General features: G+C 71.7%; 10 protein-coding genes. 6 read left to right on the top strand and 4 right to left on the bottom strand.

All coding sequences use genetic code 11. The features are described 5' to 3' along the window. Positions 1-10 precede the first annotated feature (10 nt). Both ACWZEH_RS28785 and ACWZEH_RS28780 read right to left on the bottom strand, forming a co-directional pair. Complete coding sequence (locus ACWZEH_RS28785; RefSeq protein ID WP_456193985.1) at positions 11-1,534, bottom strand: cellulose binding domain-containing protein; 1,524 nt, start codon at positions 1,532-1,534, stop codon at positions 11-13. 268 nt (positions 1,535-1,802) lie between these two features. After that, positions 1,803-3,128, bottom strand: coding sequence for a radical SAM protein (locus tag ACWZEH_RS28780; protein ID WP_266074809.1), 1,326 nt, complete (start codon positions 3,126-3,128; stop codon positions 1,803-1,805). Between the two features lie 294 nt (positions 3,129-3,422). On the opposite strand from ACWZEH_RS28780, the gene ACWZEH_RS28775 reads away from it, so the two are divergent. The 6 genes from ACWZEH_RS28775 (at position 3,423) to ACWZEH_RS28750 (ending at position 12,494) form a co-directional block, all read left to right on the top strand. After that, positions 3,423-4,679: an FAD-binding protein gene (locus ACWZEH_RS28775; RefSeq protein ID WP_456193984.1), complete on the top strand. Its 1,257-nt coding sequence runs from the start codon at positions 3,423-3,425 to the stop codon at positions 4,677-4,679. Positions 4,680-4,822: 143 nt separating this feature from the next. After that, positions 4,823-6,091 carry an ROK family transcriptional regulator gene (locus tag ACWZEH_RS28770; protein ID WP_456193983.1) on the top strand — a complete coding sequence of 423 codons (1,269 nt, stop codon included), beginning with the start codon at positions 4,823-4,825 and terminating at the stop codon, positions 6,089-6,091. Between the two features lie 349 nt (positions 6,092-6,440). Next, a complete protein-coding gene (locus ACWZEH_RS28765) occupies positions 6,441-7,706 on the top strand; it encodes an ABC transporter substrate-binding protein (protein ID WP_456193982.1) in 1,266 nt (421 codons plus the stop codon). Between the two features lie 22 nt (positions 7,707-7,728). Continuing rightward, entirely contained in the window at positions 7,729-8,691 is a 963-nt protein-coding gene (locus tag ACWZEH_RS28760) for a carbohydrate ABC transporter permease (protein ID WP_456193981.1), read from the top strand. Continuing rightward, positions 8,688-9,578, top strand: a complete 891-nt coding sequence (locus ACWZEH_RS28755) for a carbohydrate ABC transporter permease (protein ID WP_456193980.1) — start codon at positions 8,688-8,690, stop codon at positions 9,576-9,578. Before ACWZEH_RS28760 ends, ACWZEH_RS28755 begins: the two co-directional genes overlap by 4 nt. 12 nt (positions 9,579-9,590) lie before the next feature. Continuing rightward, positions 9,591-12,494 (top strand): glycoside hydrolase family 2 TIM barrel-domain containing protein, encoded by a 2,904-nt coding sequence (locus ACWZEH_RS28750; RefSeq protein WP_456193979.1) that lies wholly within the window; start codon positions 9,591-9,593, stop codon positions 12,492-12,494. 140 nt (positions 12,495-12,634) lie between these two features. On the opposite strand, the gene ACWZEH_RS28745 is transcribed toward ACWZEH_RS28750, so the two are convergent. Beyond that, positions 12,635-13,150 carry a hypothetical protein gene (locus tag ACWZEH_RS28745; protein ID WP_456193978.1) on the bottom strand — a complete coding sequence of 172 codons (516 nt, stop codon included), beginning with the start codon at positions 13,148-13,150 and terminating at the stop codon, positions 12,635-12,637. Continuing rightward, positions 13,147-14,880 (bottom strand): PHP domain-containing protein, encoded by a 1,734-nt coding sequence (locus tag ACWZEH_RS28740; protein WP_456193977.1) that lies wholly within the window; start codon positions 14,878-14,880, stop codon positions 13,147-13,149. Before ACWZEH_RS28740 ends, ACWZEH_RS28745 begins: the two co-directional genes overlap by 4 nt. Positions 14,881-14,995 lie beyond the last annotated feature (115 nt).

The raw sequence follows: 14,995 nt of genomic DNA, 5'->3' as shown, positions 1-14,995 counted from the left end.
TTGGGCCCCGTCACCCGCTCGCGCAGGAGCTGCCGTTGAGGGTGACGTCGGTGGGCGGGGAGTTCTCGCCGGTCCAGGAGGCGAGGAAGCCGAAAGCCAGTTTTCCGCCGGCGGGGACCCTCTTGTTGTAGTCGGCGGGGGTGGCGGTGACGCGGGAGCCCTTCTGGCTCGCTTCGGCGTCCCACATCTGGGTCACGCGCTGGCCGTCTTGGAAGGTGAAGGCGACGCGCCAGGATTCGAGGGGCTCTGTCGTGGTGACGGTCATGGTGGCCTGGAAGCCGTCGGGCCACTGGTTGCCCCGGTCGTACGTGGCATGGCAGACGGCCGGCTTGCCGGGCGCGGTGGTCCGGGGCGGGGAGGCCGTGGCGGAGGTGCTGCCCTGCGGTTCGGGGTCGGGGTGGGGGGCGGAGCCGGGGCCGGTGCCGGTGGCCGACCGGTCCGGGGCGCGTCCGCCGGCGGGGGGTGTGCGGGGGTCGGTGGGTGCGGCGCCGGAGGCCGCGGCGGGTGGGACTGCGCCGGGGCCCGCGGGCGGGTACGCATTCGGGTCGGCCACCGCCCGGCGGTCGGCGTCGGGGCGGGTCGCGCCGTCTTCCTCCGCTCCGCCGAACTGCGTCAGGGAGACGGCGAGCGCGGCTCCCGACACCAGGACGGCGGCGGCCATCAGCCGGTTGCGGACGACGCGCGCCCGCTCCGACGCGCCGGCCCCGGCTCCGCCCACGCCGGGTCCGTCGGGGCGGCCGGGGCCGAGGCGGGCCTCGGCCGCGCGGCGGCGGCGCTCCAGGTAGGCGAGGCCGCCCCAGCCGATGACCCCGCCGGTGAGCGCGACGGGCAGTCCGCCGCCGTGCAGCCGCAGGCAGGCCGCGGCCTCGGCGCACTGCACGCAGACGGCGAGGTGCCGGGACAGGTCGTCGGGGGTCTCGGCCGCGGGCGAGCGGGTGACGGCGTCCAGCAGCCGGGCGTAGCTGCGGCATTGCGCGTCCATCGGGGAGTCGAGGTGGTTGCGGTGGCAGCGGTCCCGGAACAGGCGGCGGACCTGGGTGAGTTCGTCCGCGGCGGTGGCGGGGTCGAGGCCGAGCCGGCGGGCCACCAGGGGCAGCGGCAGGGACTCCGCCTCGGCCAGCCAGAGGAGCTCGGCGTCGGCCTGCTGCAGATCGCGCAGTCCGCGCAGGGCGATCGGGCGGCTCAGCGGCGGGCCGGTGTAGCGGGCGGCCTTGTCCGAGTGGAGCCACAACCTCAGGTCCGGATCGAGCCGGTGCCCCTGCCCGATGTCCTCCCAGCCCGCGGCAGTGGCGCGGACGGCGGCCAGCAGCAGGGGTATTCGCGGCAGTCTGGAGGAGCGACGGCCGGTGCCGCGCACGGTGCTCGCCTCCGCCTCGCGCACCTCCCGTATGCCTTGTGCGAACGCCTCGCGCGCGAGTTGCGCGGCGGCGGTGGAGCCGGCCGTGCAGAGATCGGCGTACGAGAGCACCGCGTCCCAGCACTCGGAGAACAGTGCCGCCTCGGTGGCGTCCTGAGGGGCCGGCAGGTCGGGCATGAGTCTCCTGCATCCACGAACGAGGTCAACTCGCCATTTTTTTAAGCGCAGTTGGGGAAACCCTCGGGGCGATGGACGAGCTTTTCACGATCTCGACACAACTGACAAGCGCTGTCTCCGCTTCGGGCGGCACGGCGGGAGGCGTGCGCGCCCCCGCCCACGCCTCCCGCCGGAGGATACGCAAGGAAGGCCGGAACGTCTCGGTTCCGGCCTTCCCCGTTCTCCGCTCTCCCGTTTTCCTCTCAGGCGCTCTCGGCCCTCGTGCGTCTCACGCCTCGACGGGCTCCTGCGCCGGGAGGCTGTCCATGAAGGAGCTGACGGAGAACACCGCGCGCCCCGGCCCGGGCTCACCGTAGCCGGGGGGCGAGGACAGGCCGAAGTCGTCCATCGTGGCGCGGTAGGCCTCGAGCAGCCGGATGTGGTACTCCAGCGGCGCGCCCTGCGGGTTGGCCTTGCCCAGCGGGGTCGTCGGCTCGGGGCACCAGGTGGTGAAGCGGGGCGTGATGCCGTGCGACATGAAGAAACGCAGGCCCTCGGTGGTGGAGGCGATGGCCTCGTCGACCGTGGTGAAGCCGAAGGGCTCGGCCATCTCCACGCCTGCCACGAAGTTCGGGATCACGTTGCGCGCGCCGAAGACGTCCGCGGAGTCCAGGATGCGCTTGTGCCACTCGTCGCGGCCGACGTAGCGCTCCTTGCCGGGGCAGTACAGCTCGAACAGGCGGCGGTCCCACACCTCGTAGTTGGGGTGGTAGATCTGCACGCCGTAGTCCTTGAAGCGCTGCACGTCGTCCCTGGGCAGCGCCTGGGCGACGACCTTGCCGATCCAGCGACCGGGGAAGCGCTCCTCGATGGCCTTGGCGTAGTGGCCGTAGAAGTCGGCCTCGTCACGGCCGGCGACCGTCCTGGTGATCGCGCCGCCGGTCAGCGTGTAGGCGGTGGACGCCTTCGCCGTGTCGTACCGGTCGATGATCTCCAGCGCCTCGAGGACCTCCTCGACGTCCTTGACCCCGGTGTAGGGGCGGCCGGCCGCCTTGTGCTGGCGCCAGTTGTGGTTGATGTCGCAGTACTGGCACTCCTCCTTGGCGCCGAAGTACTGGCAGACCCGGAAGACGGTCAGGTAGATCAGGTACCCCCACTGGATCGTGGGGGCGACCTCCATGACGGACTTCCCGTTGGAGAGGGTGTGCCGGTAGTACTCGGGCATTGGCGGCACGCCGACGTCCGAGATGCGCTTCCCGTCGAGGTAGAGGCCGAGGACCCCGTCCTCGTCCGCGGCGACCCGGTAGGGGGAGGCCGGGTTCACCCTCACGGAGACGACGGTGCGGCGCAGGTCGTAGGGGCCGCCGGTGAGGATGATCTCCTCGGGCGGGCGCCGGAGCGCGGCCTCGCCCAGCTCGGGCAGCGTGCCGTGGTCGAAGGAGAAGATGAAGTACGACTTCGGTTTGACCTCACCGCCCTCGTTGTCGCTGAGGGCGGACGGGTCGAAGGCGACCCCGCCCCGGAGCAGGTCCTCCTTGAAGACGGCCTCGCGCGGCACGTGCGGGAACCGCTCCATCAGATCCTCGACCAGCGCGGTACGGCTGCCGCTGCCCATCCCGTGTCTCCTTCCGGTTCGGACGTACGACTCCCGGCTCGGACGTACGACTCCTCACGGTATGCCCCTGCCCGTCGGTCCGTGGTGCCGGGGGCCCCGACGTGACGCGGAGCACTCCCCGGACCTGCAAAGACAGTACGTCTGCGGGCCGCCCGGTGGGCTTCGGTGCCGTGCGGCGCCCCGTACGCGCCCCCGCGGGAAGCGGGAAGGCGGGCCGGGCGACACGTACCCCGGGGCTCGCGATAAATTCCGGCGGGGGCCTCTTCGGCCCCGCACCTCGGGGAAGGACGACCGATGACCGGGACCGTGACCAACTGGGCGGGCAACATCACGTACGCCGCCAAGGAGCTGCACCGCCCGCACACCCTGGACGCGCTGCGCGCGCTGGTCGCCGGGAGCAGCCGGGTGCGGGCTCTGGGCAGCGGGCACTCCTTCAACGGGATCGCCGAGCCGGGCGAGGCCGGCGTCCTGCTCTCGCTCGAGGGCCTGCCCGCGCAGATCGACGTGGACACGGCGGCCCGGGCGGTACGGGTGGGCGGCGGCGTGCGGTACTCGGAGCTGGCCCACCGCGTGCACGAGCGAGGGCTCGCGCTGCCGAACATGGCGTCGCTCCCGCACATCTCGGTGGCCGGTTCGGTAGCCACCGGCACGCACGGCTCCGGGGTCGGCAACGGTCCGCTCTCGTCGGCGGTGCGCGAGGTGGAGCTGGTCACGGCGGACGGTTCGACGGTACGGATCGGCCGTGGGGACGAGGGCCGGTTCGGCGGCGCGGTCACCTCGCTCGGGGCGCTGGGCGTCGTCACGGCGATCACCCTGGACCTGGAGCCGGCGTTCGACGTCGAGCAGCACCTGTTCACCGAGCTGCCGCTGGCCGGGCTGGACTCCCCTCTCTTCGAGACGGTGATGTCGGCCGCGTACAGCGTGAGCCTGTTCACCGACTGGAGGGCGCCGGGGTTCCGGCAGGTGTGGGTGAAGCGGCGTACGGACCAACCGCTGCCGGACTTCCCCTGGGCGCCGCCCGCGACCGAGAAGCTGCACCCCGTGCCGGGCATGCCGGCGATCAACTGCACGGACCAGTTCGGCGTGCCGGGGTCCTGGCACGAGCGGCTGCCGCACTTCCGCGCGGAGTTCACCCCCAGCAGCGGCGAGGAGCTGCAGTCGGAGTATCTGCTGCCGCGCCGGTTCGCCGTCGACATGCTGCATACGATCGACAGCATCCGGGAGACGATCTCCCCCGTACTGCAGACCTGCGAGGTGCGGACCGTGGCCGCCGACGGCCAGTGGCTCAGCCCCTCCTACGACCGGGACACCGTGGCCGCCCACTTCACCTGGGTCGCGGACACGCCCGCCGTACTGCCCGTGGTCCGGCGGCTGGAGGAGGCCCTGGCCCCCTTCGACGCGCGACCGCACTGGGGGAAGGTGTTCACCACCCCGGCGGCGAAGCTGCGCGCCCTCTATCCGCGGCTCGGCGACTTCCGGGCCCTGGCCCGGTCACTGGACCCGGCGGGCAAGTTCAGCAACGCGTTCGTGCGGGACGTCCTGGGCGACTGACCGCACCCCGGTCCCCGACTCGCCCCGCCCCCCGACTTCGTACAGCCCCTTTCCGAACCCCTTGTCGAACGTCGGCGCCGGCCATAGCCTTGCCGCGCGCCGGTGCCGACGCCGCCCGGCACGGCAGTGCGGGCACTGCAGGGATGGGGGCACCTCCGGTGAAGCGCACCTCGCGGGACATCCGTACCGCCAACCGCTACGAGGTGCTGCGCCAGATCATCGCCGAGTCCCCCACCTCACGGCAGGAGCTGGCGGCCGCCACCGGGCTCAGTCTCGCCACGGTGGCCACCCTCGTCGGCGAACTGCTCGGCCTCGGCATGATCGTCGAGGTCGGTTTCGAGGACTCGGCCGGCGGACGTCCGCGCGGTCTGGTGGCCGTCGACGCGGCGGGCGGCGTCCTGATCGGCGTCGACCTCGCCGAGACGTACGTCCGGGTCGAGCTGTTCGACCTCGCGCTGAACGTGCTGGCCCGCGCCGGCGAGGAGATGCGCCCCGGCGAGAACCGGCCCGAGCGGGTCGTGGGCCATGTGGCGTCGGCGGTCGGCTCGGTGGTGGAACGGGCCGGGATCGAGTCCGCGCGGGTGCTCGGGGCCGGGGTGAGCGTGCCGGGCCAGGTGGACCGTGCCACGGGTGTCTCCGAGTACGCGCCGAACTGGGACTGGCACGACGTGCCGCTGCTGGACCTGCTCGCCGAGCGGATCCCCCACCCGCTGTACCTGGACAACCCGTTGCGTGCCTGCGCGGTGGCCGAGCTGTGGTTCGGGGCGGCGCGCGGGCGCGGTGACGCGGTGGTGGTCAACCTCGGGACCGGGGTGGGCGCCGGGCTCGTGCTGGGCGGCGGCGTGCACCGTGGGGTCAGCAACAGTGCCGGCGAGTGGGGGCACACCACGCTCGTCCTGGACGGGCGTCCCTGCCACTGCGGCAATCACGGCTGCGTCGAGACGTACACCGGGGCGCCGGGGATCATGCTGAACCTGCGGGAGGTGAGTCCGCACAGTCCGCTGCTGCGTCCCGACGACCAGACGGCGACCGTCGACGCCCTGGCACGGGGGGTGGCCTCGGGCGACCCGGTGGCGGTCGAGGTCCTCGAGAAGACAGCCCGTTACCTCGGTGCCGGGATCGCCGACCTGATCAACCTGTTCAACCCGGAGGTGGTCGTGCTCAGCAGCTGGGTCGCGGCCGCGTTCGGCGAGCCGCTGCTCGACGCGGTGCGTGAGGCCGTCACCCGGCACGCGCTGCGCCGCCCGCTGGCCGCCACCCGCATCGTGCTCTCCCCGATTCCCACCGATCCGGTCTGCCTGGGCGCGGCGACGTTCGCGCTGGAGGGCGCGTTGCAGGCGGCGCGGAAGGGAACCGGCACACGCGCCGACACGGCCACGCGAGCCCGCGGATCCAGCGCCGGTGAGCCGTGACGTCCCTCGCACCGTCCGCGTCCCGACCCTCGAATCCCGGACCCGGCCGACCCGTTCACCGATCCGTTCACCGATCCGTTCGTCATCCCGAACGGCACACAACGCTTCGTACGGACTTTGCCCAACCCCTTGCCGAAGCCTTGGCCGAAGGTTAACGTCCGGCACCGCAAGGCCTTTCCGCGCCGTCCACCGCACCATCGCCGGAAGCCGTCCGCCGTTCACCGCGGATCCCTCTGCTCCGCGTGCACTGCCCCGTACCGCCGGCGCCGCCCGCACTTCCCCGCACCCGCCCGGGGCGCCTGCTCCGCTCACCTGCCTTTCGAGCCGTACTCGAGACAAGGACGTCGACATGTCGGCATTGGGTACTCACCACTGGGACCGCCGTTCCGTACTGCGGGCGGCCATGGGTCTGGCTGCCGTCGGCGGGCTCGCCGCGTGCGGCGGCAACACCGGCCGGGACGGCGGGTCGGGATCGGGCAAGCGCCTGGTCCAGTACTTCCACGCCTACGGCGAGGCCGGCACCGAGCAGGCCATCAGGCGCTACGCCAAGGCCTACGAGAAGGCCGACGTGGCCACGCAGTGGATCACGGGCTCCAACTTCGAGAGCAAGCTGTTCGCCTCCCTGCTCACCGACAAGGCCCCGGACGTCTTCGAGTTCCATCCGCAGATCCAGCTCGTCAAGAGCGGCCAGGTGGCGGACCTGACCGACCTGGTCGAGCCGGTGAAGGACGACTTCAACCCGGCCGACATCCGGTCGCACACCGTCGACGGGAAGATCTACGGGGTCCGGATGATCGACGACCCGCAGTTCTTCTTCTACCGCAAGTCGATGTTCGAGAAGGCGGGTGTCGGTGTCCCCGCCACACTCGACGATCTCCTCGCGACAGCGGCCGAGCTGACCACGGACAAGGTCAAGGGCATCTATCTGGGCAACACCCTGCACCCGGTCGTCAACCCGATGATCTGGGCGTCCGGCGCCGACACCCTCGACGAGAAGAACGAGATCGCGTACCACACGGACGCGGTGGTCGGAGGCTTCCGTACCCTGCGCAAGCTCTTCACCAGCGGTGATCTGCTGCTCGACGCGCCGACCGACTTCTGGGACCCCTCCGCGCTCAACCAGGGGCTCACCGCCATCCAGTGGTGCGGCATGTGGGCGATGCCGCAGATGCAGGAGGCGCTCGGTGAGGATCTCGGGATCTTCCCCTTCCCGAAGGTCACCGAAGCGGGCAAACCGGCGGTCACCAACGGCGGTTGGTCGATGTTCGTCAACGCGAAGGGCAGGAACGTCGAGGCGGCCAGGGAATACGTGAAGTGGCTGTGGATCGACCAGAAGGAGTACCAGGAGGACTGGGCGCTCTCCTACGGCTTCCACATCCCGCCGCGCACCTCGATCGCCCGGTCCGCCGACAAGCTCAAGTCGGGCCTGCCGGCCGAGGGTGTCAGGCTGTTCAACGAGTTCGGGCACTTCGACAACATCGGCTGGACCCAGGCCATGATCAGCGCCCTGGAGGACGTCCTCGCCGACTGCGTCCGCAAGGGCGGTGATCCTCAGAGCGCGCTCGACAAGGCCGACACGACGGTCGACCGCGAGCTGCAGAAGCTGTTCGGATAGACCGCGGACGGGCAGCGACGAGATGTCGACCACCACCGCGCGCGGTGCCGCCCGCCCCGCCCCGGCCAAGGGCTCCCCCCGGCCGCGGCGGCCACTGCGGACCAGCAGCACCTTCAACTTCTGGCTGTTCACCGGGCCCTTCCTCCTCGGCCTGCTGATCTTCGTCTACGTGCCGATCCTGTGGAGCGCGTGGCTGTCCTTCTTCGAGGCCCGGTTCACCGTCACGCCCAGCGAGTTCACCGGCTTCGAGAACTACCGGGTCATGCTGACGGACGACCGGTTCATGGGCTCCCTCGGTACCTTCACGGTGTTCGCGGCGCTCATCGTCCCGACCACCTGGGCGCTGTCGCTGGCGCTCGCGCTCGCGGTGAACCGGCTGCGGTTCATGCGGGCCTTCTTCCGTTCGGTCTTCTTCCTGCCGACGGCGGTGAGTTATGTCGCCGCCTCGCTCGTCTGGAAGATGTCCATCTTCAACGGGGTCCGCTTCGGTCTGGCGAACACCGTGCTCGGCGTGTTCGGGGTGGACGACACCGCGTGGCTGGCCGACCCGAACCCGCCCTGGTACTGGCTGGTCATCGTGACCGTACGGCTGTGGCTCCAGGCGGGCTTCTACATGATCCTGTTCCTGGCCGCGCTGCAGAACATCCCGCGCGAGCTGTACGAGGCGGCCGCCATCGACGGGGCCGGGCCCGGCTGGCAGACGTTCCGGTACATCACACTGCCGCAGTTGCGCGCGACCTCGACGGCCGTGGTCCTTCTGCTGCTCGTGGCCGCCTACCAGGCCTTCGACGAGTTCTTCAACCTGCTGAACAAGACCACGTGGGGGCGCCCGCCGCTGGTCGAGCTGTACTACAAGGCCCTGGGCGACAACCAGGACTACGGCGCGGGCAGCGCGGGCGCGCTGATCCTCACGCTGCTGATCTGCCTGGTGACGCTGTTGCAGGGCCGGTTCATGGGCTTCGGCCGGGGGGAGGACGGCAGATGACTTCCGGTACGCCGAAGACGGCGGGCCCCGCGCCGAACCGGTCGCGCCGGGGCGGCCCGCGCGCCGGTGTGCTCGGGTCCGCGGGCCTGTACGCCGCGACCGGCCTCGCCGCGCTCCTCTTCCTGGTCCCCTTCTACCTGATCGTCCGAGGCGCCCTGTCCACCGATCCCGAGATCACCGGCGAGGAGTGGACGTTCTTCCCGTCGGACATCCAGTGGGGCAACATCACCGAGCCGTTCGACGACCCGACGGTCGACTTCGCCCGGTCGCTGTGGAACTCGGCGGTCGTCGGAACACTGCACACGGTCGGCACCCTGCTGGTCTGTTCGCTCGCCGGATACGGGCTGGCCCGCATCCCCTACCGGCACGCCGGCAAGGTCTTCTACGCCGTCCTGGGGACCCTGATGGTGCCGACGGCGGTCACCTTCGTGCCCAGTTTCGTGCTCGTGTCGTCCCTCGGCTGGGTGGACAGCTACCGGGGTCTGATCATTCCGGGCCTCTTCAGTGGTTTCACGTGCTTCCTCTTCCGGCAGTACTTCCTGGGGTTCCCGAGAGAACTGGAGGAGGCGGCGCGGGTGGACGGGCTCGGCTACTGGGGCGCGTACTGGCGTGTCGTCGTCCCGAACTCGCTGAACTTCTTCGCCGCCATCGCGACGATCACCTTCATCAGCGGCTGGAACTCCTTCCTGTGGCCGCTCGTCATCGGCCAGGACCCGAGCGCCTGGACCGTCCAGGTCGCCCTCTCCTCCTACATGACCAACCAGACCGTCAACTTCCATCTGATCTTCATGGCCACGGCCATTTCCATCCTGCCCCTGGTCTGCGTCTTCCTGTTCCTCCAGCGCTGGCTGGTCCAGGGCATCGCGCAGACCGGCGTCAAGGGCTGACCTAGGAGACCGATGTCTTTGCGCACGCGCACCACGGCGACCGACTACGTGGAGGACGTCTCCCCCGGCCGCGGGACCCTTCCCCCGCGTGCCCGGTACGCGTCCTCGGACGCGGCGTCCCTTTCCCTGAACGGCAGGTGGCGGCTGCGCCTGTCGGCGACCGCCGACGCCGAGGACGACGCGTTCGGCGTGCCCGGCTACGACGCCGCCGACTGGGCGGAGGTGACCGTCCCCGGCCACTGGGTCCTCCAGGGCGACGGCGCCTTCGGGGGCCCCGTCTACACGAACCACCTCTACCCGTTCCCCGTCGATCCGCCGTACGTCCCCACCGAGAACCCGACCGGCGACCATCTGCGCGTCTTCGACCTGCCGAAGGGCTGGCCCGCCCCGGCCGAGGGGGACGACGCCGTGCTGCGCTTCGACGGGGTCGAGTCCTGTGCCCGGGTGTGGCTGAACGGCACGGACATCGGGGAGTTCAAGGGTTCGCGACTGCCGCACGAGTTCGCGGTCGGGGCGTTGCTGAAGCCCGCCGGGAACGTGCTCGCGGTCCGCGTCCACCAGTGGTCGGCCGGTTCGTACCTGGAGGACCAGGACCAGTGGTGGCTGCCCGGCATCTTCCGTGACGTGACACTGCTGCACCGGCCGGCGGGCTGCGTCGGCGACTTCTTCGTGCACGCCTCCTACGACCACGTCACCGGCGAGGGCACCCTGCGCGTCGACGTCGACACCGACTCCGGTGCCGGCGGGCGGGTGACCGTACCGGAGCTGGGCATCGACGTCGCGACCGGGGAGAGTGTGACGCTGCCGGTCGACCCCTGGTCGGCGGAGACCCCACGGCTCTACGGCGGGGTGCTCGCCACGGCAGGTGAACGCGTCCCGCTGCGCGTGGGGTTCCGCACCGTCGCCCTGGAGGACGGCCTGCTCAAGGTCAACGGCCGGGCGGTCCTCTTCAAGGGCGTCAACCGGCACGAGTGGCACCCCCGGCGGGGCCGCGCTCTCGACGTGGACACCATGCGCGAGGACGTGCTGCTGATGAAGCGGCACAACGTCAACGCCGTCCGCACCTCCCACTACCCGCCGCACCCCGCCTTCCTCGACCTGTGCGACGAGTACGGGCTGTGGGTCGTCGACGAGTGCGACCTGGAGACCCACGGCTTCGTCGAGCAGGGCTGGCGCGACAACCCCGCCGACGACGACCGCTGGACCCCCGCCCTGCTCGACCGCGCCGCCCGCATGGTCGAGCGGGACAAGAACCACCCGTCGGTCGTGATGTGGTCGCTCGGCAACGAGGCGGGCACCGGCCGCGGCCTGACCGCGATGGCCGACTGGATCCACTCCCGGGACCCCGCCCGTCCGGTGCACTACGAGGGCGACATCGACTGCCGTGACACGGACGTCCACTCACGGATGTACCCGCCGCACGCCGAGGTCGAGCGGATCGCCCGCGGGCTCGACGGCGGCTCCCGCCGGCGCCGTCGACTCCCGCTGATCCTCTGCGAGTACGCGCACGCCATGGGCAACGGCCCCGGCGGACTCGCCGACTACCAGGCCCTGTTCGAGCGGTACGACCGGCTCCAGGGCGGCTTCGTCTGGGAGTGGATCGACCACGGCGTACGGCACCCCACGCTCGGCTACGCGTACGGCGGCGACTTCGGCGAGGAGCTGCACGACGGCAACTTCGTGTGCGACGGGCTGCTGTTCCCGGACCGTACGCCGTCGCCGGGGCTGGTCGAGTACAAGAAGGTGATCGAGCCCGTCCGCATCGAGGCCGGTGAGGCGGACGGCACCGTGCGGGTGACCAACCGGTACGACTTCGCCGACCTGTCCCATCTGGAGTTCGAGAGCTCCTACCAGATCGACGGGCTGCCGACCGGGGCGCACCGCCTCACCGTGCCCGCGCTGGCCCCCGGCCGGTCGGCCGAGGTCGAGCTGCCCGAGGCACCGGACGGAAAGGGCGAGGAGGTCCAGTGGACGGTACGCGCGCTGCTCGCCCACGACACCGACTGGGCGGGCCGTGGCCACGAAGTGGCGTGGGCGCAGCGGACGGTGGCCCCTCGCGCCCCCGTGGCCGCCGCGACCGGCGTACGGCCCGCCGTCCGGGGGGACGGGATCACGCTGGGCCCGGCGTCCTTCGACGCGCGCACCGGCGCGGTGCGCACGATCGCCGGTGTTCCGGTGAGCGGGCTGCGCCTGGACGTGTGGCGGGCGACGACCGACAACGACGACGGCGCGCCCTGGCAGTCGGACACCCGGTACGGCCTGCTCTGGCGTGAGCTGGGCCTGCACCGCATGCGACACCGGACGGTCGCCGTCGGGACGGACGGCGACGCCCTGGTCGTACGGACCCGGGTGGCGCCCGCCGGCCGGGAGACGGGGCTGCGGGCGGCGTACCGGTGGACGTCCGACGGCAGGCACGTGCGGCTGACCGTCTCGGTCGTACCGGAGGGCGACTGGCGGGTGCCGCTGCCCAGGCTCGGCATCCGCTTCGGGCTGGAGGGCTCCCCAAAGGACGCCGCCCTCTGGTTCGGCGGCGGGGGCGAGGCGTATCCGGACACCAGGGCCGCGTCCAGGGACCTGCTGTGGGACGCGAGCATCGAGGATCTTCAGACGCCCTACGTCCGCCCGCAGGAGAACGGCGCGCGGGCCGACGTACGCTGGGTGGAGCTGGGCGGCCTGCGGATCGAGGGCGAGCCGGAGTTCTGGTTCACGGCCAGGCCCTGGACCACCGAACAGCTGGACGCGGCCCGGCACCTCACCGACCTCGTCCCCGGTGACACGGTGTGGGTGAACCTCGACCACGCCCTGCACGGCATCGGCTCGCAGTCCTGCGGTCCGGGCCCGCTCCCGCAGTACGTGCTGAGGGCCGAGCCCGCGGAGTTCTCGTTCGTCTTCTCCGGGCGGCCGGATTCCGGCTGAGCCGGGCGGACCGCCTCCCGCCGGGCACGGGAACGTCTGTGCGAGTCCTGTGTCCGGGTACTCGACCGAACGCCCCCGTGGCGGCCCGGCGGTGCGGGGCCGCCACGGGGGCGTGGGCGTGCGGGCCGGGGGTGGGCCGGTCAGTGGTCCGCGCAGCAGGGCGTGGGGTCCGGGTACTCGAAGGGGACGAGGGTGCCGCCGGCGGCGGGCGCGGCGGTGAGGACGAGTGCGCCTCCCTGCCACTGCGGCCGGACGTGGTCCCGCGTCACCATCCGTGTCCCGGGGTCGGGTTCACCCGGTGCCCCGAGGACCGTCACGCGGTCGATGGCGGAGCCCGCGAGCAGTTCGGCGACCGTCGTCGTGCCGGTGAGCGCCGAGGCCCCCGGGTAGAGGACGGCACGGCCGACTCCGTCGGGCGGGCCGGGTGACAGGTCGCCGTGTCCGGCCGCGGTGAGCCGCGCCCACGTGGTGCGCAGGTGCGGCTTTGACGGCAGGGTCAGGGAGACGACGACACGCGGGCGGTCGCCGCGCACCAGGTGCGTACAGCCGAACGTGCCCTCCGGCAGGTCCAGTTCGGCTGCCAGCCGCTGGAGCAGGTGGTCGGCGCCGCGCAGGTCCCCGGTGCCCGCGTCGACGGTGACGGTGTACGGCGTCACGAGGGCAGGACCCACACGGGGTTGGAGTAGAACCACAGGTCGCGCCACGGGTCGGCGTCACCGACGACGTCGATGGCGGGGCCTGCCGGGTCGACCTTCGCGCCCATCGCGCCGACGGCGGACCGGTTGCCGTCACAGCCGCGCAGCCGGACGTACAGCGGGCGGTCGACGCGGCCGAGGTCGTACGTGACCCGGACCGTGCCGGCCGTCTTGTCGATGTCGTACGAGCGGGTGACCTTCGCGGTGGGCGCGGTGAAGGTGTCCTTGTCGGCGACGGGGCCGGTGACGTCGCCCTGGATGACGTCCACGCGGGCCAGCTTCGGTATGAAGCCCGCCCAGTTGGTGCCACCGGCGAGTGCGATGTCGGCCGTCAGGGTGACCCTGGTGCCCTTGCGTACGTGCAGCGCGCCGCCGAGGGTGGCCCAGCGGCTCCCGCCGGAGACCCGGACGTCCAGGCCGCTGATGAGCTGGCCGTGGTCGACCCAGATGCGGCCGGCGCGGATGCCGTCCATGACCGCGGCGTAGGAGAAGCCGTCGGCGCCGACGTGGGTGCGGCTGTACTGGCCGGGCCAGTAGTCGCCCTGGGTGACGTCGATCTGCCCGCCGTAGACGGGGTCCGGGTAGCGGCCGTCGGTCTTGAAGTCGCCGCCCGTGCCGCGCGCGCCGGTGTCGGCGTAGACCTGGTGGGAGTCGGAGTTGGCGGTGATCCACCAGGGGCGGCCCTCGGCGAGGAGGCTGTCCCACAGTCCGCCGACGGTGGCGGTCATCCAGTCGAAGCCGCCCCAGGTGCGGTAGCTCTCCAGCGGGTAGCCGGCGAAGGAGTTGGCGCCGGGGCTGCCGTCGTAGATGCCGCGGGCGCGGCCCATGCCGAGGGGCCCCGGCAAACCGGCCGCCTGGTGGCCGGGGGCGCCCTCGAAGCCGACGGCGATCTGGTGCTTCGCCGACGTGGCGTCGCGCCAGGCACGGATCTCGTGCGGGGAGTCGATGCCCTTGCGCGCCGGGTGGTTGGCGAGCATCAGGGCGTCCTGGATCTTGCGCCGCTTCACCTGCTCGGCGAGGAACTCCAGGCCCGCGATGGCAATGGCCTCGTTGGCGGGGGTGGAGTTGGACGTGCCGTTCACGCTGCCGTCGTAGTCGTTCTCGAACTGCTTGAGGACGGAGACCTCGTTGCGGCCCGGGTGGACGAAGACGGTGCCGTGCTCGGCGGCCGGGATGTTCCATTCCAGGCCCTGGAAGACCAGCGTGTCCTCGTGGGCGGCGCGGGCCTCCTTGATGTCGGGGTTGACCTTCTCGACGCCGATCTTGGCGTGCGTGATATTGCCGTGGTCGGTGATGACCAGCCAGTCCATGCCGTGCTTGGCGCCCTGGCGGACCTGGTCGACGACGCGGTACTTGCCGTCGTTGCTGTACTGGGTGTGGATGTGGTGGTCACCGGCCAGCCACAGGAACCCCTTGCCCTTGCCCCGGCCGTTGCCGCGGCTGTTTCCACCGGACTGGGCGGGGGCGGCGGCCGCGGTGCTCGTGGAGAGCACGGTGCCGGCCGCGAGGCCGGCACCGAGCAGCCCGGCCCGGCGCAGGAGGGTACGGCGCGACTTCTGCTCCGGGGAGAGGGCCTCGTCGGGCACGGAGGTGTCGAAGGCGGCGGGCAGCGGCGTCGTCGCCTCGTGCCGCTGGTCGTCTCCGTGGTGGTGATGGTGCGGCCCGTGGCCGTGTGTGTGCCCGTGTCCCATGTGCGTGCCTCCTGGATGCCACCGGTGGGGGCGGCTGTCTTCCGCGGCGTAACCACGCCGCGTGTGGAGGATCGAGGCCCCGCGTGAACGTCGCACGACGTGGGGGTGAGCGGCA

The sequence above is a fragment of the Streptomyces yamdrokensis genome (assembly GCF_053890455.1).
Note: the sequence above shows the minus strand (reverse complement) of the source record. Positions and strands in the feature narration are given on the sequence as shown.